General features: G+C 47.3%; 14 protein-coding genes. 12 read left to right on the forward strand and 2 right to left on the reverse strand.

The annotated features are described in order from the left end of the window. Positions 1–99 precede the first annotated feature (99 nt). From ABEW34_RS26020 to ABEW34_RS26030, 3 genes are read left to right on the forward strand one after another with little or no spacing between them, the layout of a single operon-like run. Complete coding sequence (locus ABEW34_RS26020; RefSeq protein ID WP_430162822.1) at positions 100–1,002, forward strand: ArsR/SmtB family transcription factor; 903 nt, start codon at positions 100–102, stop codon at positions 1,000–1,002. 49 nt (positions 1,003–1,051) lie between these two features. Continuing rightward, entirely contained in the window at positions 1,052–2,623 is a 1,572-nt protein-coding gene (locus ABEW34_RS26025; protein ID WP_430162826.1) for a response regulator transcription factor, read from the forward strand. Positions 2,624–2,626: 3 nt separating this feature from the next. Continuing rightward, positions 2,627–4,429, forward strand: coding sequence for a sensor histidine kinase (locus tag ABEW34_RS26030; protein ID WP_430162830.1), 1,803 nt, complete (start codon positions 2,627–2,629; stop codon positions 4,427–4,429). A gap of 123 nt (positions 4,430–4,552) precedes the next feature. Here ABEW34_RS26030 and ABEW34_RS26035 read toward each other — a convergent pair whose 3' ends face one another. Next, positions 4,553–5,494, reverse strand: a complete 942-nt coding sequence (locus ABEW34_RS26035) for an aldo/keto reductase (RefSeq protein ID WP_430162833.1) — start codon at positions 5,492–5,494, stop codon at positions 4,553–4,555. A gap of 170 nt (positions 5,495–5,664) precedes the next feature. On the opposite strand from ABEW34_RS26035, the gene ABEW34_RS26040 reads away from it, so the two are divergent. The 6 genes from ABEW34_RS26040 (at position 5,665) to ABEW34_RS26065 (ending at position 13,924) form a co-directional block, all read left to right on the forward strand. Further along, the gene (locus ABEW34_RS26040; protein ID WP_430162836.1) at positions 5,665–6,336 is read left to right on the forward strand and encodes a TetR/AcrR family transcriptional regulator; all 672 of its coding nucleotides are present in this window, start codon (positions 5,665–5,667) and stop codon (positions 6,334–6,336) included. 543 nt (positions 6,337–6,879) lie between these two features. After that, entirely contained in the window at positions 6,880–8,187 is a 1,308-nt protein-coding gene (locus ABEW34_RS26045; protein WP_430162838.1) for an ABC transporter substrate-binding protein, read from the forward strand. Between the two features lie 131 nt (positions 8,188–8,318). Beyond that, a complete protein-coding gene (locus tag ABEW34_RS26050) occupies positions 8,319–9,215 on the forward strand; it encodes a carbohydrate ABC transporter permease (protein WP_430162840.1) in 897 nt (298 codons plus the stop codon). Continuing rightward, complete coding sequence (locus ABEW34_RS26055; RefSeq protein WP_430162843.1) at positions 9,208–10,032, forward strand: carbohydrate ABC transporter permease; 825 nt, start codon at positions 9,208–9,210, stop codon at positions 10,030–10,032. The genes ABEW34_RS26050 and ABEW34_RS26055 overlap by 8 nt, the downstream gene beginning before the upstream one ends. 93 nt (positions 10,033–10,125) lie before the next feature. Beyond that, positions 10,126–13,161 carry a glycoside hydrolase family 2 TIM barrel-domain containing protein gene (locus tag ABEW34_RS26060; protein WP_430162846.1) on the forward strand — a complete coding sequence of 1,012 codons (3,036 nt, stop codon included), beginning with the start codon at positions 10,126–10,128 and terminating at the stop codon, positions 13,159–13,161. A gap of 226 nt (positions 13,162–13,387) precedes the next feature. Continuing rightward, complete coding sequence (locus ABEW34_RS26065) at positions 13,388–13,924, forward strand: hypothetical protein (RefSeq protein ID WP_430162849.1); 537 nt, start codon at positions 13,388–13,390, stop codon at positions 13,922–13,924. A gap of 85 nt (positions 13,925–14,009) precedes the next feature. Here ABEW34_RS26065 and ABEW34_RS26070 read toward each other — a convergent pair whose 3' ends face one another. Beyond that, positions 14,010–14,558, reverse strand: coding sequence for a GNAT family N-acetyltransferase (locus ABEW34_RS26070; protein WP_430162852.1), 549 nt, complete (start codon positions 14,556–14,558; stop codon positions 14,010–14,012). Between the two features lie 661 nt (positions 14,559–15,219). On the opposite strand from ABEW34_RS26070, the gene ABEW34_RS26075 reads away from it, so the two are divergent. The 3 genes from ABEW34_RS26075 to ABEW34_RS26085 are packed head-to-tail and all read left to right on the forward strand — an operon-like array spanning position 15,220 to position 18,376. Then, entirely contained in the window at positions 15,220–16,008 is a 789-nt protein-coding gene (locus ABEW34_RS26075; protein WP_430162854.1) for a DeoR/GlpR family DNA-binding transcription regulator, read from the forward strand. Between the two features lie 4 nt (positions 16,009–16,012). Beyond that, a complete protein-coding gene (gene pfkB, locus ABEW34_RS26080) occupies positions 16,013–16,954 on the forward strand; it encodes a 1-phosphofructokinase (RefSeq protein WP_430162857.1) in 942 nt (313 codons plus the stop codon). 42 nt (positions 16,955–16,996) lie between these two features. Next, positions 16,997–18,376 carry a PTS fructose transporter subunit IIC gene (locus tag ABEW34_RS26085; RefSeq protein ID WP_430162860.1) on the forward strand — a complete coding sequence of 460 codons (1,380 nt, stop codon included), beginning with the start codon at positions 16,997–16,999 and terminating at the stop codon, positions 18,374–18,376. Positions 18,377–18,400: the final 24 nt, after the last annotated feature.

The following is an 18,400-nucleotide window of genomic DNA, read 5'->3' on the forward strand; positions in this document are numbered from 1 at the left end:
TTATATTTTTAACATAATGAATAAATACAAGCAATAAATAAGGGCCGTAATAATGAAGGATTAGCTAAATTGATAATCCTGTAAATAGGATGTGACAGAATGTACTTAACGACGAATGCGGAATCACTTCGCGTATATGAGGCGCTGGCAAGCGAGGTTCGCCTGCAAATTATCGATTTGCTGGATGAGCGGGAGCGGCATATTAAGGAGCTGGCAGCCGAGCTTTTTTTGAGCAGTGCAATTGTCAGCACCCATGTCAACAAGCTTCAGCAAGCTGGTATTGTAACCAGCAAAATGAAACGGGTAGGCAGCGGCACCTATAAATATTGCTCGCTGTCAGCTGAATATTTGCAAATCAGGCTGTCGAGGCCAAACGATCAGAAGCGGAAAAACATCGAAACGATGCTCCCGGTCGGCCATTATACCGATGTGGCCGCCTTTCCGACCTGCGGCATTGCAACGACGGAAAAGCTGATCGGACAATATGATAACCCGAAATATTTTTTGGACCCGGAGCGGATGAATGCCGGCATTTTATGGTTTGCCAGAGGGTATGTCGAATATAAGGTGCCCAATCATCTTTTTATTGATCAACGGGTGCAGGAATTGGAAATTTCACTGGAAATTGGTTCGGAAGCGCCGCAAATTAATGAAAATTGGCCGTCGGATATCCGTTTTTTCATCAATGGCTTGTACGTAGGCGAGTGGACGAGTCCGGGCGATTTTGGACGTGTGCGCGGGAGGCTGTCTCCAGACTGGTGGCGGGGCGACGTGAATCAATATGGCTTATTGAAGGTGCTGCGCCTGAATGAGAACGGCACCTTCATTGATGGCTTGCAAATATCAGAGCTGACCATTCATGATCTGGATTGGGAAAGCCCGTTTTTAACGCTGCGCATCAGCGCGGAGGAAAGTGTGCCGGGCAGGGGAGGATTAACCTTGTACGGCAAGGGGTTTGGCAATTACAATCAGGATATAAGAATTCGCACCTATTATGAATAAGCCCCAGACACTTCAAAGGGAATAGCAAGATGATAATGGAGGGATCGTAATGGCGCCTTTTTGCCGCGTGCTCATTGTAGATGATGAACTATTAGTCAGGCAAGGCATCAAGCATTTATTGAATTGGGAAAAGGAAGGCTTTCAAATCGTCGGCGAGGCTGCAAGCGGAACGGAGGCTTTGGAGCTGATTCAGCAGCTGGAGCCGCATATCGTCATAACGGATATCGTCATGCCTGTCATGGATGGCGCGGAGCTGACCCGGATCGTTAAAGCGAGATTTCCGGAAATCGAAGTCATTGTGCTTAGCAGCTTTGGAGAATTCGATTATGTCAGATCGACCTTTCAAAGCGGCGTTGCCGATTATATATTGAAGCCTAAGCTGGAGGCGACCCATCTGCTTGAGGTTTTGAAGCGCACCGCGCAGCAAATTCCTTCATTGAAGCTGGAGCTTGCTCCTACGGATAAAAATACGACGGTCCAGGTGCTGCTGGATATGCTGATGGATGGCTTCGGCGTAGAGCTTGATGAGGAAGATGCAACTTTTCCTTACGACAGCTTTCGAATGCTCGGTGCAGAGTGCAAGCCATCTGGAGACAAAAATGCGGTGCTAACCACAGCCGAGCTGCTGAAAAAAAGAATGCAGGCGGAGCTTGTCGTTTCGCTGGAGCAATCGGTCTATTTTCCGCTAAGGTCGGAGGCGGGACGCGTCGTGCTGCTCATTAATTTGAATGAGCAGGAAAGCTCGCAGCTTGCTGCCGCCGCACGGAGGCTTGACGAGTGGACGAGCGAGCAAAAGCTTGAGGCGAGATGGACGCTGGGCGAGCCGTTCAGCGATTATACCGAGGTGGGGGATCATTACAAGCTTCATTTTCTCAAAATGAGCGACTACCGCTTTTTTCTAGCGGACCCGGATTGTTTGCTTATTGCAGGGGAGCTGCCGTATATGCCGCCTGTAGAGGAGAAGTTTGATTTGCCGCGGTTTTCCGAGCAGCTGAGCAAGCAGCAGTTTGAGAGCGCTTTTAGCGAGCTGCTCGCTTATGTGCAGGGGGCTCCGCATTTTTATAAGAAGGATGTATTTGAGTTTAAATCGTTCCTTAGCAATGTTATTTTTAATATGACGATTGTTTTGGGCCGTCTGGAGGTGGATGCATCGCATCTGGAGGAGGCAAAATACCGCTACTTCAAGGAGATTGGCGATGCAGCGCACATAAGTGAAGCGATTGTTTTAATGGAGGCATTCGTGAGCGATGCGGAGGCTGTATTGGCAACTCGAAAGCAGGGAGCTGGCAATCCGAATATGGCGATGCTGCTTGCCTATATTGGCGAGCATTATGCCGAGCCGCTTAGCCTGACAGAGCTGGCGAAGCATTTTCATTTTAACCCGTCGTATTTGTCTACGTATTTCAGTGCGCATAATAAAGAGGGTTTTAGCGAATATTTGAACAAAATCCGGGTCGAGAAGGCGGCGGAGCTGCTGCTTGCGGATACGGCGTCCATTTCGGAAATCAGCGGCATGGTAGGGTACTCGGATCACAGCTATTTTACAAAAGTGTTTAAAAAAATAACGGGCTTGTCGCCCAGCCATTACCGCAAACAATATGTCAACCAGAAAAGGGACTAATGCATGAAGGCATTTCTAGCAAAATTTAAATATCACGGCTTGTTTATTAAAATGTTTACCGTCACCTTAGTCAGCATTATTACCGTTTCGCTGCTTACTACGCTTGTGATGATGCAGATGTCGCAGCGTCTGTTCATGGATACATTCAGCATTACGAATGGAAAAATCATTAATCAGGTCCAGACCAATTTTGAGTCGTTCAGCTATTCGATTGTGACCGCGACCAATGATGTGCAGCAAAGCGGAACACTCAAATCGTTTCTGAAGGAGCCCGATCAGAGCACCGCTCAATCGCTGAAAAGATATTATGAAGCCAATACGCAGATGAAGCGGATTCAATCGAACGTTTCCGCATATTCGGTGAACATTACGATAACGGGCATCAATGGCCGCAGCCATTCGTCGGACAGCTCCTATTGGCCGCGCTCTATCGAAAAGCTTCGCAGCAGCGAGCTTACGGAGCATGCGCTGCAGGAGCCGCGGCGTATTTTATATGAACTGGATCAGGAAAGCATGAAGGCTGGAGACAGCTCAAATGCGGTTGTTGTGGCTTCGAAAACGCTGCTGGAGCGGACGAGCGGCCAGCCTTACGGGCAGCTTTATTTTGCCATAAAAGAAAAGGATTTTCGGAAGTTTTATACGAGCTTCACGAGCATCGGTAATGATGTTGTAATCATTAATAAAGCGGGCATGATCGTTTCGAGCAACCGGGAGCAGCTTGTAGGGACAACGGTACCAGAGCTTTTGACCTATGCCAAGCAAATTGAAGAGCAGCAGCTGGACGTTATGGATACAACGGCATTGGGAAAAAGCAGCCTCGTGCTGTCGAAATATTTGCCGACCTATGACTTTTATTTGGTGAACTTGATTGATAAGCAGCAGGTCATGAGCCAAATGGTTGATTTCAAAATGGTTGCCCTCATATCCCTAGCAATCGTGCTGCTGGCACTCATTATCGTCTTTGTGATTTCTAGGCGGCTAACGAGGTCGCTTACGCTGCTGGCGCGGCAAATTTCTAGAGTGACGAAAAATGATTTCAACAATTATACATCGGTAACCGGAAGCTACGAAATTAAGCAATTGGGCAATGCCTACAACTATATGCTGGATGAGCTGAACGATTACATTAAGCGGCTTATTCAGACGCAGAAGGATCAGCGCAATGCCGAGCTGTCTGCCCTGCAAATGCAGATCAATCCTCATTTTTTGTATAATACGCTGGCGTCGATTAAAATTTTGGTGCAGCAGGGCAACAAGGACAAGGCTGCGGACACGATAAACGCACTGATTTCCTTGCTGCAAAATACAGTGAGCAACATAAGCGAGACGATTCCGGTTTCGCAGGAGCTCGTCAACCTGAAAAATTACGTATTTATTAACCATGTGCGTTATGGCGAGCAGATTCGGGTCAATTATTTTGCGGACAAGGACTGCATGGGGGCGCATTTACCGAAGCTGGTCATCCAGCCATTTATGGAAAATGCCTTTTTCCATGCCTTTCATGAGCGAAGTGAAGGTTATATTTATGTACTCATCTCCCGTGAGGGCGATTCGCTTATTTGCGAGGTGGTTGACAATGGCGTCGGCATTAGCGGGCTCGGTAAAGCGGGTGATGAATTAGGAGCAGCTGAGTCGGATCGGGAGCGCGGCGTGCATTCGGCCAGCCATTTTTTCTCGGGCATTGGCATTCGCAATGTGCATGACCGTTTGACGCTGCTTTATGGCGAGGGCTACGGGGTGACGATTATCAGCGATCCGGGCCAAGGGACACGTGTGAAAATCAAGCTTCCTTTGCTGTTTGAGTAATGGACACGACTTATGAAGTATGAAATCGGAAGTATGAGCATTATCAAAAAAACAGCAGTTCTCCAAATGGGAAGCTGCTGTTTTTTTTGATAAAGGCAGGCCGGAGTGCGGCTCTGCATTTCATTAGTAGCGGGTACCGTGCACTGTATCTTTTGGACTAGCAGCTTCAATGCGGGCCAGATCCTCGGCGCTTAGTTCAATATCGACCGCTCCTGCATTTTCCTCGAGATATTTTAAGCGTTTAGTTCCCGGAATAGGAAGTGTACCATTTGCAATGGTCCATGATAGTGCCAGTTGCGAAGCGGTGACATTTTTTTCAATGGAAATTTCTTTGATTTTGTTTACTAGCTCCACATTTTTTTGGAAGTTCTCCTTTTGGAATCGCGGCAAATGTCTGCGAACGTCATTCGCTGCAAGATCCTCAAACTTCTGCAATTCGCCAGTAATGAAGCCTCGGCTCAGCGGACTGTAAGCTACAAACGTAATACCCAGCTCGTTCACGGTAGGTAAAATCTCATCCTCCACTTCCCGGCTCCAAAGCGAATATTCGGTTTGCAAAGCAGTGATCGGATGGACGGCATGAGCTCGGCGAATGGTAGCGGAATCTGCTTCAGACAAGCCCAAATAACGAACCTTACCGGCAGCAACCAGTTCAGCCATCGCACCTACTGTTTCCTCGATAGGGACATTTGGATCTACACGGTGCTGGTAATACAGATCAATATAATCAATGTCTAAACGTTGCAGGCTCTCATCTATTGCTTTCTTTACATAATCGGGATGACCGTTAATAATGCCGAAATTGGGTGCGAAAGCAAACTTTGTAGCAACGACAGCTTGTTCACGACGGCCCTTGAGGGCTTGTCCCAGTAATTGTTCATTATGTCCATTGCCATAAACATCTGCAGTATCCAATAATGTAACACCTAGCTCCAAGGCACGGTGAATCGTACGGATGGAATGTTCATCATCGGTAGCTCCATAAATACCGGGGGACATGCCCATTAAACCTAGACCAATTGAAGAAACAACCAAGTCACTATTGCCCAGCTTACGTGTTTTCATTATGAGTATCTCTCCTTCGTTTCTCGGATTCGAAATCATCATATCATAGGGGAATATACAATTCAAACAAAATATATTCTTTTTGTCTATTTTAAATTTTTCGTTCGTGGACTGTGTTTATTCTAGAGGTGGGATCAGGTATACTAAACAGATATGAGGGGGCAGTTGAAATGCACGATGAGAATAAAGTCAATGATAAACTAAACGAGACCAGATTGAGACTAATCGTAAAATTGATGCCGTATGTTCTTAAAAACGGCTTTCAGGCTTTACGGATGGATGATATTGCGAAAATTATGGATGTAAGCCGAGCCACTCTGTATAAATATTTTTCCGCGAAAGAAGAGATTATTGGGGGACTTGTAGAGGGTTTTGTAACCTATATTAATGAGCTCGTTGAGGATGAGATGGAAAGTGAACGAAGCTATGGGATTCGCTTCCAACGATTCTTTGAGCAGTCTGTCTTGCTTGCAGTAAACATCACAGATGTGTTCCTAAAGGAACTGACGGACAGCTATCCAAACGGTTATGATCGGCTAAAAAATGCGATGCAGAAACGGGAGCAGCAATTGCTGGACTTTTATGCAGAGGGGGTACAAAAAGGTATATTTAATGAAATCAGCGGCAAGCTGTTGATTTTGCAGGATGAGCTATTGCAGAGCATGATTGATGTTAAATATTTAGTGGAGAATCAACTGTCGGTGCATCAGGTACTCTATGATTACTACATCTTAAAAAAACTCCAATTGTTCAAGCCTGAAAAGCTGGAGGTCGTAGATGATGAGCTGATATCACCAAGGTTTGACTATTTGGTGCAGAAAATTAACAAAAGTTTATATTAAAATACCGATTTCGTTCTGCAAAAGACGAAAAATGAACTTGCTTATTATTGAAAAACAGTGGCTGTCAGGTTAGACCTGCCTCAGCCACTGTTTTTTTTGGATAGCGCTGGTGAATGCTTGCTGCGTGTATAATCAGACTGTCGATGGAGCAAAATTCATATACAAGGCATGTTTGTCCAAGAAAAAGAACGATGTAGAGTGAAGAGAAGCCGGATGGGGGGAGGCGGAGCGAAGTGAAAAGGATTTGGTAGGAGAAAACGCTTGCGCGCACGTCTTGGCTATTGGATCCCACCATTAAATGTTTCCTGCAGCTCAGACAATATTTACCAAAGATATCTTTCCCTCCCATCAAGTGTCTAAATATATTACCAATAAGCAAATTAATTACTATTGGTAAAAAATCACTGTTGTATATCAAATAAAAGAATGACAAATCCCTATAAAGATATTGCTATCGAATGCAATAAACAGATTGTTATAATTAATAACGTTAGCCGGCAAACGCTTTCAGTTACGCAGACAATAAAAAAGGGGTTGGGTTCAGTGAAAAAAATGCTTGCCATCCTATTGGCCAGCTTCGTGCTGCTCACAGCATGTTCAGCTAAAACAAACGATGCTACAAACACAGGCGGCGGAGAAGCTGCAGGAAACGCTACAAAAGAACTTACCGTTTGGGCATGGGACAAAACATTTAACATCGGCGCTATGGAGCGTGCGGGTGAGGCTTATGCCGCTAAGCATCCGGATTCCGGCGTAAAACTTAACATTGTTGAAAATGCACAAGCTGACATTATTCAAAAGCTGAATGCAGGTCTTAACTCCGGCACAACAAAAGGTCTTCCAACCATTATTTTGATTGAAGATTACCGTGCGCAAAGCTTCTTGCAAGCTTACCCGGATGCATTCTTTGACCTATCGGATTACATCAAACCGGCAGACTTCGCCGATTACAAAATCGGGCCGACAAGCCTTGATGGCAAACAATACGGCGTACCATTCGACTCTGGTGTAACGGGTCTTTATGTAAGAACAGACTACTTGGAGCAAGCTGGCTACAAAGTAGCTGATCTGCAAGAGCTGGACTGGAACCAATTGATCGAAATCGGTAAAGCTGTAAAAGCCAAAACAGGCAAACAACTGCTGACACAAGATCCTAACGATCTTGGCCTGATTCGTATGATGATTCAATCCGCTGGCTCGTGGTATTTGAAAGATGATGGCGTAACGCCGAATCTGGCGGGCAACCCAGCTTTGAAAGAAGCGTTTGAAACGTACAAGAAACTGATGGAAGCGGATATTGTAAAAGTGACGTCCGACTGGAGCCAGTTTGTAGGCGCGTTTAACAGCGGCGAAGTAGCAAGCGTTCCAACGGGCAACTGGATTACCGCTTCGGTTAAAGCAGAAGCATCGCAATCCGGCAAATGGGCGGTTGTGCCGTTCCCTAAACTGGCAAACAACGCTGATTCCGTTCGCGCTTCGAACCTTGGCGGCAGCTCGTGGTATGTTATGAACGTTGATGGCAAGGAAGCGGCAGCTGAATTTTTGAAAGAGACGTTTGGTTCCGATGTGGATCTGTACCAGAAGCTTGCTACAGATATCGGCGCAATCGGCACACTGAAAGCAGCAGCAGACGGTGAAGCTTACAAAGCAGCTGACGATTTCTTCGGCGGACAAAAAGTTGTAGCTGATTTTGCAAAATGGACAGCTGAAATTCCAAGAGTTAACTACGGTATGCATACGTATGCAATCGAGGACATTCTTGTTGTAGAAATGCAAAACTTCATGGGCGGCAAAGCAATCGACCAAGTATTGGCTGATGCTCAAGCTCAAGCAGAAACACAAGTTAAATAAATTCGACCATACGGCAGATGAATAAAATCTTGGGCGATCACAAGCCCTCGCCAGAAAAGCTCGTGCTTGGATTGGCGGGGGCAGCGATTGCCCCGAGATTTTATTTCCGTGAAGAAAGGGGTTAGGCTTTCGTGAAATCAGCGCAGCCTGGCATAAAAATTCGTAATCGAGCTAACTTGACGGGATGGCTGTTCGTCATCGTTGCCGTCGTGCTAATCGCAGCATTTTATTTTTACCCAATGATTCAAGCGCTTCTTCTCTCGTTTAAATCCGGCAAAGGGATGAACCTCCACTACGTTGGCTTTGACAACTACATTCGTCTATTCAGTGATCAGACGTTCCGTGTGGCGTTAAAGAATACCTTTATTTATCTAATCATTCAAGTACCGGTTATGATTGTGCTGGCCATGTTTATTTCCGTACTGCTTAATGACAGCAAGCTGAAGCTGAAGGGCTTTTTCCGTACAGCAATATTCCTGCCGGCGGTTACTTCACTTGTTGCCTATTCGGTTATTTTCAAATACTTATTCGCAGGCGACGGCCTTGTGAACCAATTGCTGCTCAAGCTGCATCTGATTGGCACGCCTATTCAATGGATCACAGATCCATTCTGGGCTAAAATTACAGTTATTATTGCCATTACGTGGCGCTGGACAGGCTACAATATGATTTTCTATTTATCAGCTCTGCAAAATATTGACCATTCGATTTATGAGGCTGCTAAAATCGACGGAGCTTCTTCGACGAGACAGTTTTTCGGCATTACGATGCCTTTGCTGAAGCCTATTATTTTATTTACATCCATTACATCGACTATCGGTACACTGCAGCTGTTCGACGAGGTTGTGAACATTACGAAGGGTGGTCCGGGCAACGCGTCTATGTCCATCTCCCAGTACATTTACAATCTGTCCTTCAAATATTCGGCAGATTTCGGATATGCAGCAACGGTGTCTTATTCTATCGTAATTATGATTATTATTTTGGCATTTGTTCAGTTTAAAGCGGCAGGTGATAAAAATGGATAAGCTAAAACGGGTATCGGTATATATTTTTCTCAGCGTCGCAGCGTTCATTTCCATTTTCCCGTTTCTGTGGATGCTCGTCAGCGCGACGAACAGCTCCTCAGATGTAACTCAAGGGCGACTGCTTCCAGGCAGCAAGCTTATTGAAAATATTAATAACTTGTTCAGCTCGGTCGACATTGTGCCGGCACTGATGAACTCAGCTAAAATTTCCATCTCAACGACGATATTAGCGATGCTGATTGCTTCGCTTGCAGGGTACGGCTTTGAAATTTATAAAAGCAAGGCGAAGGACATCGTCTTCACGATTTTGCTGCTGTCGATGATGATTCCGTTCGCGGCAATTATGGTTCCGCTGTATCAAATGTTCGCGGGAATTTCGAGCAGCGTTCCGTTTTTAGGACTTGATACCCTATCGGGCGTTGTGCTGCCGACGATGACGACAGCGTTTCTCATCTTCTTTTTCCGTCAAAACACAAAAATGTTCCCGAAAGAGCTGCTTGAAGCAGGCCGTATTGATGGCTTGAACGAGCTGGCCTTGTTCTTCCGCATTTATGTGCCGACGATGAAGACGACGTATGCGGCAGCGGGAATTATTACGTTCATGTCGAGCTGGAACAACTACTTGTGGCCTCTAATCGTGCTGCAATCGCCAGACAAGCGTACGATTCCAATGCTGATCTCCAATCTGGGCTCCAGCTACACGCCGGATTACGGCATGATTATGATGGCGATCGTGATTTCGACGATTCCGACAGCGCTTGTGTTCTTCCTGATGCAAAGACATTTTGTAGCAGGTATGACCGGTTCGGTCAAATAAGGATTTCGATTGTAAAATAAGCAAGGGATAGGCGGCTGCATGCCATGCATGCAGCCGCCTGACTTATCATCTACGTTATGGAGGAATTATTTTATGATTACTACAAAGCCGAGCCTCGACTGGCTAACCGATGTAAGTGTATTTGCTGTTAACCGAGTGCCAGCTCATTCGGATCACCGTTATTATGAAACCGCATCAGAGGCGGAGGCCGATGGCGGCATGAAGCTGCGCCACAGCCTGAATGGCAGCTGGAAGTTCAACTATGCCGTAAGGCCTGCTGATCGTCCCGCTTCTTTTTACGAGCAAAATTTCAATAGCGACACTTGGGAGTCGATCGAGGTGCCAGGCCACATTCAGCTTCAAGGCTATGGCAAGCCGCAATATGTGAATACGATGTATCCATGGGATGGACATCATGAGCTGCGTCCGCCGGCTATTTCGGAAAATGACAATCCGGTAGGAAGCTATGTAAAACATTTTAACGTGCCACAAAACATGCTTGGCAAGCCTATATATATTTCCTTCCAAGGCGTAGAATCTGCCTTCTATGTATGGCTGAACGGAAAGTTCGTTGGCTATAGCGAGGACAGCTTTACACCTGCCGAATTTGATTTGACTCCTTATTTGCAGGAGGGTGAAAACAGGCTGGCTGTTGAGGTTTATCAGCGCAGCACGGGAAGCTGGCTTGAGGATCAGGATTTTTGGCGTTTTTCTGGCATTTTCCGCGACGTGTATTTGTATACCGTTCCAGCGATCCATGTTCATGATCTGTTTGTAAAAACAGAGCTTGATGCTGCTTACAAGCAAGGCAAGCTGTTGGTGGACTTGAAGCTGAGCGGTGCGGTTGACAGCGCAAGCATCGAGCTTGTCCTAAAGGATGCAGATGGACACGCGGTCGTGGCTGGAACTGCTGAGGCAACGGAAGCTGGAGGATGGACGGCGTCGCTTGATGCTGGAGCAGTGTCGCTGTGGAATGCGGAAAATCCATATTTATATAAATTGTATGTAGAGGTTTATAATGCGGCAGGCGAGCTCCTTGAAGTAGTTCCGCAGCAAGTAGGCTTCCGCAAATTCGAGATGATCGACAAAGTGATGCATATCAATGGCAAACGAATTGTTTTCAAAGGCGTTAACCGCCATGAATTTAATCCTCGCAGAGGACGTGCCATTACGGCAGGCGATATGCTGTGGGATATTAAGACGATGAAGCAAAACAATTTGAATGCGGTTCGAACCTCCCATTACCCGAACCAATCGTTATGGTATGAGCTGTGTGACGTGTATGGCCTGTATGTAATTGACGAGATGAATTTGGAAACGCATGGCTCATGGCAAAAAATGGGCGCTGTGGAGCCTTCGTGGAATGTACCTGCGAATAATCTTGAATGGCAGGATATTGTCATGGATCGGGCGATTTCGATGGTTGAGCGGGACAAAAACCATCCGTCCATCTTAATCTGGTCGGTCGGCAATGAAGCTTACGCGGGCGAGGTGCTGCTGAACGTATCGAACTATTTCCGCAGCGCTGACCCTAGCCGCCTCGTTCATTATGAAGGTGTATTCCATAATCGCGACTATGATGCCACGAGCGACATGGAAAGCCGCATGTATGCGAAGCCGGCAGATATCGAGCTTTATTTGAACGATAATCCGCAAAAGCCGTACATCAGCTGCGAATACATGCATGCAATGGGCAACTCGGTTGGCGGCATGCACAAATATACAGAGCTTGAGCAAAAATATGCGTTGTACCAAGGCGGCTTTATTTGGGATTACATCGATCAGGTCATTGTGAAAAAAGACCGCTTCGGCAAGGAATTCCTCGCTTATGGCGGCGACTTCGACGACCGTGCGACCGATTATAATTTCTGTACGAACGGTATCGTCTATGCCGATCGCAAAGTATCGCCGAAAATGCAGGAAGTGAAGTTCCTTTATCAGAACATTAAGCTGTTTCCTGACCGCGAAGGCGTGAAAATCGTCAATGAAAATCTGTTTGAAGGAACAGATGCTTATGAGCTGGTCATTAAGCTGCATCTGGAAGGTGCAGAAATTTTCCGCAGCGCAAGCGAAGTTCATGTAGCTGCACAAAGCGAAGCTTATATTCCGGTCGTTCTTCCAGCGGCAGAGCAAGCGGGTGAATATGTTATTCACGCTTCCTTGCAGCTGAAAGCAAGCACGCTGTGGGCGCATGCAGGACATGAGCTGTCGTTTGGACAATTCGTATTTTTAGTGGAGCAAAAGGTAGCAGCTTCGCTTCCGGCAGGAGAGCTGCGCGTCGTAGAAGGCGATGTCAACATCGGTGTGCATGGCCGTGATTTCAGCATTATGTTCTCCAAGCAGGCGGGCACGCTGACCTCGGTCAACTATTCGGGCAAAGAGATGATTGCACTGCCACCAGCTCCATTATTCTGGCGGGCAACGACGGATAATGACAAGGGTTTTTCACTTGGCTTTGATTCCGGCATGTGGTTTGCTGCAAGCTTGACACGCAAATGCATTAGCGTTGTTTTGACCGAGCAGGAGGGAACGGCAACGGTTACGTTCCAATATCGCCTTAGCATTAGTGCCGATGTATTGGTGACAGTAGCCTATACGGTGCTGGGTGACGGAAGCGTGCAGGTGAAATCGCGTTATGAGGGAGCGGCGAACTTGCCGAAGCTGCCGATTTTCGCTCTTTCGTTCAAGGTGCCTGCTGATTATCAGCATCTGGATTGGTATGCAATGGGCCCGGATGAGAACTACATTGACCGTGCGTTCGGGGCGCGTCTTGGCGAATTCCAAAACGCTGCCGCAGATAATGTGTCCGGCTATGTTGTGCCGCAAGAGTCGGGCAATCGTACAGGTGTCCGCCGCGTAAGCATCACGAATGATCTTGGACGAGGCATTCGCATTTCGGCGCCAGCAACTCAGCCTGTAGAATGCAATATTGCGCCTTATACTGCATTTGAGCTGGAGAGCGCACAGCATCACCATGAGCTTCCGAACGTTCATTATACAGTCGTGACGGTAGCAGGCAGACAAATGGGTGTCGGCGGTGACGACAGCTGGGGTGCTCCTGTCCATGATGAATATTTGATTCCAGCGGATCAAGAGCTGGCCTTTGAGTTCCTTATCAGCCGGGTATAAGCGTTAAAGTAAAGAGCAGTTTGTGCTTGAATGCTGTACAACGAGAGTGGAGATAAGAGGAGGGCAGCTGCCCTTCTCTTCTTTTTTATAGTGGGGTTTACATGGTTTCTAAATCAAATAACACATTAATGTTATTTTGTCAAATTTGCAGAGGCAGTGGCAATTTGACGTCTTCCGAATCTTCCAGCATACTAAACTTAATTAAAGCGAAAGGTCGGTTGACCTGATGGAAAACAACATTATTGAATCAACTTTGAAGGAATTGCTTTCTGTCGTTAAGATCATCAACGAACGGGTAGGAACGTTGGAAGAAGGTCAGCAAGCCCTTACGGAAAGTCACCAGGTGCTTGTTAGTGGTCAACAATCGCTCGCTAGTAGCCAGCAATCGCTTGCTAGTAATCAGCAATCGCTTGCTAGTAGCCAGCAATCGCTTGCTAGTAATCAGCAAGCACTTGCTAGTAGCCAGCAATCGCTTGCTAGTAATCAGCAAGCACTTGTTAGTAGTCAGCAAGCACTTGTAGAAAGTCATCAGGCGCTTGCTGAAAGTCATCAAGCGCTGGCTGATAGTCAGCGCGAAGGCTTTAGAAAAGTGAATGAGCAGCTTGAACGTATGGAATTAAAGCTTGAAGCGACCTTTGAGCAGACAGCGCGCATTACCGAAGTGGTATCATCCGTAATCGTTGAACGGCTTGACGCCCATCGGAACATGATTGCGAAGGTGGAAGAAGAGGTTGAAATTTTAAAAAGTCGTCACCAATCATAAGCTCATAAGCAGAAAGAAGAGGAGGGCAGCTGCCCTCCTCTTCTTTCGTTGCATTAAAGATTTTTAATTTTTGAAGATTCAGAAATTAACGATTCAGCTGCTCATAATCCGCCTTTGTCAATCCGTAAAAGACCAAGTCCTCAAATTCGCCCCATTTGAAAATATGCTGCTTGAATTCGCCTTCATATTTCATGCCAGCTTTTTTCATGACATTGGAGGAAGAAGGGTTTTTGGCCATAGCTGCTGCCATAATTTTATTCAACTCCAGCTGCTCAAAGCCAAATTGGATGACACGCTTTGCTGCTTCTGTGGCGTACCCATGCCCCCAATAAGGCTTGCCTGACCAGTAAGATAGCTCGCCTCGCTGATCGGGCTTGCTCAGATTCAAGCTCATACAGCCGATTAAGGCATTGTCTTTTTTGCGGGTCACTGCGAAAGGGAAGCCCTCTCCATTGCTTGCTCTAATTGTATTGTTGCTAATCCAATCCTCGGCTGCTCCATCAGGATAGGGGTAAGGAATAGACAGTGTTGTACTTGCTACTTCAATATTGCCGGCCAGTTTCTGGACTCTGCTTGCGTCGTCTAAGTTAAACGCTCTCAAAATCAATCGTTCTGTTTCTAGTGTTGGCTGCATAAGGAAACACCTCGCAATAATTGATTTTTTTGAAATATAGGAAAGGATATGATTATCCATCCATTCTCTATATTTCTCGGAATGAAACGCGCTGTGCCGTCAAAGGACGGCGACAGCCGTTTCACCTTGAAATATAGGAAAGGATATGATTATCCATCCATTCTCTATATTTCTCGGAATGAAACGCGCTGCGCCGCCAAAGGACGGCGACAGCCGTTTCACCTTGAAATATAGGAAAGGATATATGATTATCCATCCATTCTCTATATTTCTCGGAATGAAACGAGCTGCGCCGCCAAAGGACGGCGACAGCCATTTCACCTTGAAATAGAGGAAAGGATATGAGTTTCCCATCCTTTCTCTATATTTCATCGCGAAACGATGCTTTGCCGCCAGAGGACGGCAAAGCCGTTTACGCTTGTCTTATTCTATTTTATAGGCTTAACCTTCTAAATAGCAATGTGCGAATCGTCTTGGGCATGCGCAAACCATTTGCCTTGAATATGTTCATGGAAGGATTGAGTATGACCGTTTGTGAAAATAATAGTTAAATAAACCAATTGACATCACGTTAATGACTGAATATAATCGGTTTATAAATAAAACGTTCATAATCATTCATTTGAATGGTTGAATGATTTCATAAACGATCAAATAGGTGGTGAGGAACATTTTCGGTGAAGAACGCAAAAATTTAATTTTAGCTTTAGTAGAGGATCAGAAGCGAGTTGACCTGCAGGCACTATGTGAAAAGTTTCAAGTATCAGAGTCGACGATTCGCCGGGATTTGCGGGAGATGGAGGAAGCTGGGCTGCTTAAGCGCACACATGGCGGAGCAATCTCGATTCGCAGCGTTAACTTTGAACCGAGCTTTTCCGAGCGGGAGATTACATCAACGCAGCAAAAGAAAGCGATTGCAGAAAAAGCGGTTCAATGGATTAGCAACGGAGATACGATTTTGCTGGACTCCGGCACAACTACTTTTTATTTGATGCAGCAATTGACAGCGTTTACGAAGCTGACGGTTGTGACCAATTCGCTCATGCTTCCGCAGGATTTGGAGCTTCCTCCAGGCATCGATGTGATCGTACTTGGCGGGGCTTACCGGCCTGGCGTATTGTCACTGGTCGGGCCGATTACCGAGCGCAGCCTGGATTTCATTAAGGTTGACAAGGCGTTTATAGCAACGAACGGCATGGATTTGGAGGAAGGGCTCAGCACGCCGAACGTGGTGGAGGGAGACATTAAGCGCAAAATGATCAAGCGCGCTGACCGCATTATTTTACTCAGTGACAGCAGCAAGGTGAATCAGATCAGCTTCGCGCGTTTCGCTGATTGGAGCGATATTGATGTGTGCATTACCGATTCAGATATGCCGGAGGAATTTGCCCGGAAGCTGGAGGAGCGGGGCGTAGAGGTGTATCGAACCTCGGTAGATAAGGAGGCGTAACAGCATGTCCAAGCAGCAAGTCATCACACTTACTTTGAATCCTTCCATGGACAAGACGATTATGCTTCAGGAGCTGAAGCTGGGCGGGCTCAACCGGGCGGAGGACATCCGCCTTGATCCCGGCGGGAAAGGCATCAATGTGGCGCGGATCGTACACACCTTCGGCGCCAGCGTAACCGCTGCTGGATTCATCGCTGGCGGCATAGGCAAGCGAATTAAAGACGAGCTGGATCGTTCAGGCATTCATACGGCATTTGTTGAAGTGCCAGGCGAGACGCGGACGAATATGAAGCTTGTGGATCAGAAGCAGCGAACGACGACCGAGGTGAATGAGCCGGGTTTTACGGTTAGTGAAAGCCAGCTTGCCGAGCTGGATCAGCTGCTGGATGAGCTGCTGCCGAAAGCATCGGTACTCGTCCTTGGAGGCAGTCTGCCGAAGGGGGCGCCGTCGCAGCTGTATCATGATTATATTTTGAAAGCACGCAAGCTTGGCGTACGAACGATTCTGGATGCGGATGGCGAGGCGATGGTTTCTGGAATCAAAGCGATTCCTTACGCGGTCAAGCCCAATCATTATGAGCTGGAGCAGCTCGCTATGCGCAAGCTGGACTCGGAAGAGGAAATCGTACTGGCGGGAAAACAGCTGCTTGCTCAGGGGATAACGCTCGTTATGATATCGATGGGAGCAGATGGGGCCATCGTCATGAGCGGCAACGAAGCCTACTTGGCAAAGCCGTTTCCTATTGAGGCGCTGAGCACTGTTGGCGCAGGAGATTCAATGGTAGCTGTGCTTGCGCAGGCGCTATTGCAAAACAGCAGCCTCGAAAATGTGGCAAGGTGGAGTACGGCCGCTGGAACGATAACGGCTTCCAAAGCAGGCACTCAGGTTTGCGAGTTTGAGGAAATTCGCAGCCGGGCGGGCGATATAAATATTCAGGCATTGTGATTATATTGAAGCGACTGGCGACATCATAAGGGAGGAATTGACATGAAGAAATTGCTGGCTGTAACTTCTTGTCCGACAGGCATTGCCCATACGTATATGGCCGCGGAATCATTGCTTAAAATGGCGGAGGAGCAAGGTGTCCCGCTGAAGGTTGAAAAGCGCGGCGCGCTTGGCGTTGAGGATGAGCTTACGCCGGAGGAAATCGCCGAAGCGCACGCGATTATTTTGGCAGCGGATACCGATGTATTGGAATCTCGCTTTGCAGGCAAGCCGATTATTAAAGTTGGCGTTGCCGAAGGCATCCGCAATCCGGCAGGGTTGATTGAGCAGGCGCTGGCGAAAGAAGCGGCTCAAGCTGGGGCGGCCGCACCTGTGCAGGAGCAGGCGAAGAAGGAGGGCAGTTCTGTGCGAACTGGTGCCTACAAGCACTTGATGACAGGCGTGTCGAACATGCTGCCGCTCGTTGTCGCTGGCGGAATCATTATTGCGATTTCGTTTATTTTCGGCATAAAAGCGTTTCAAGAGGAAGGTACGCTTCCAGCAGCACTGATGAACATTGGCAGCGGGGCGGCATTCGCCTTAATGATTCCGATATTGTCGGGCTTTATTTCTTTCTCTATCGCAGACCGGATTGGTCTTGCACCCGGACTTGTAGGCGGAATGCTGGCCAGCCAGCTGGGAGCCGGCTTCCTGGGCGGTATTATTTCAGGCTTTCTTGCCGGTTATGTGGCAAAATGGCTGCGGCATGCGATAAAGCTGCCGAAATCGCTGGAAGGAATTAAGCCGATCCTCATTATCCCCGTGCTGTCGACGCTCATAGTCGGGCTGATCATGATTTATGTTGTAGGAACGCCAGTGAAGACATTGATGGATATTTTGACGACATGGCTGACAGGTCTGAATTCAACGAATGCGATTTTACTCGGCTTGCTGCTTGGGGCTATGATGGCGTTTGATATGGGCGGTCCACTTAATAAGGCAGCGTATACATTTGCTGTCGGCTTGCTTGCAAGCCATGTGTATGGCCCAATGGCTGCCGTGATGGCAGCGGGAATGACTCCGCCGCTTGGCTTGTGGCTTGCCACCGTCATTCGTAAAAACAAATTTTCCAAAGAAGAGCGCGATGCCGGAAAAGTAGCAGGAGTCATGGGGCTGGCCTTTATTACCGAAGGCGCTATTCCTTTCGCAGCCGCTGATCCGCTTCGGGTCATCCCAGGTACGGTGCTCGGCTCAGCAGTAGCGGGCGCGCTGTCGATGGTGTTTGGCGCGACGCTTCAAGCGCCGCATGGCGGGGCATTTGTACTCGCTATACCAAATGCGGTAACGCATCTCGGCGCTTATGCCGCAGCTATTGTCATCGGTTCTGTTGTTACAGCTGTAACGGTATCCTTGCTCAAAAAAAATAAGCTGGCAGCAGCTTAAATCCCACTCCATGGAGGTAATGAC

This window comes from Paenibacillus algorifonticola (assembly GCF_050481745.1).
In the GTDB taxonomy this organism is placed as follows: Bacteria; Bacillota; Bacilli; order Paenibacillales; family Paenibacillaceae; genus Pristimantibacillus; species Pristimantibacillus algorifonticola_A.

What these genes read in the sequence shown, in the direction of transcription:
- ABEW34_RS26020 (WP_430162822.1), top strand. Translation starts at nt 100, where the DNA reads ATGTACTTAACGACGAATGCGGAATCACTTCGCGTATATGAGGCGCTG.
- ABEW34_RS26025 (WP_430162826.1), top strand. Translation starts at nt 1,052, where the DNA reads ATGGCGCCTTTTTGCCGCGTGCTCATTGTAGATGATGAACTATTAGTC.
- ABEW34_RS26030 (WP_430162830.1), top strand. Translation starts at nt 2,627, where the DNA reads ATGAAGGCATTTCTAGCAAAATTTAAATATCACGGCTTGTTTATTAAA.
- ABEW34_RS26035 (WP_430162833.1), bottom strand. Translation starts at nt 5,494, where the DNA reads ATGAAAACACGTAAGCTGGGCAATAGTGACTTGGTTGTTTCTTCAATT.
- ABEW34_RS26040 (WP_430162836.1), top strand. Translation starts at nt 5,665, where the DNA reads ATGCACGATGAGAATAAAGTCAATGATAAACTAAACGAGACCAGATTG.
- ABEW34_RS26055 (WP_430162843.1), top strand. Translation starts at nt 9,208, where the DNA reads ATGGATAAGCTAAAACGGGTATCGGTATATATTTTTCTCAGCGTCGCA.
- ABEW34_RS26060 (WP_430162846.1), top strand. Translation starts at nt 10,126, where the DNA reads ATGATTACTACAAAGCCGAGCCTCGACTGGCTAACCGATGTAAGTGTA.
- ABEW34_RS26065 (WP_430162849.1), top strand. Translation starts at nt 13,388, where the DNA reads ATGGAAAACAACATTATTGAATCAACTTTGAAGGAATTGCTTTCTGTC.
- ABEW34_RS26070 (WP_430162852.1), bottom strand. Translation starts at nt 14,558, where the DNA reads ATGCAGCCAACACTAGAAACAGAACGATTGATTTTGAGAGCGTTTAAC.
- pfkB (WP_430162857.1), top strand. Translation starts at nt 16,013, where the DNA reads ATGTCCAAGCAGCAAGTCATCACACTTACTTTGAATCCTTCCATGGAC.
- ABEW34_RS26085 (WP_430162860.1), top strand. Translation starts at nt 16,997, where the DNA reads ATGAAGAAATTGCTGGCTGTAACTTCTTGTCCGACAGGCATTGCCCAT.